1 protein-coding gene is annotated in these 234 nt (G+C 60.3%); it reads left to right on the top strand.

The window, feature by feature from the left end; translation table 11 throughout:
* Positions 1 to 234 (top strand): RecQ family zinc-binding domain-containing protein (locus tag ACTHS3_RS18685; RefSeq protein ID WP_440368904.1); only part of this gene is annotated, 234 nt, incomplete at both ends.

Raw genomic sequence — 234 nt, 5'->3', positions numbered from 1 at the left:
GTTACGGTCTGAACGACTGGGTATTGCTGCGCGAGCGCATCGCCGAAGGCAACAGCGACGAAGTGCAGAAACAAATCGAAATGCAGAAGCTCGATGCCATGCTTTCCGTCTGCGAAACCGCCGCCTGCCGCCGCGTCCTCCTGCTCAAACATTACGGCGAAGAATCCGCCCCTTGCGGCCATTGCGACAACTGCCTGCATCCGCCCGTACGCTTCGACGGCACCGTCCTCGTAC

It is taken from the genome of Neisseria sp. P0009.S007, from assembly GCF_051962515.1.
The sequence above is the reverse complement of the archived record's forward strand: the minus strand, read 5'-3'. Positions and strand labels throughout refer to the sequence as shown.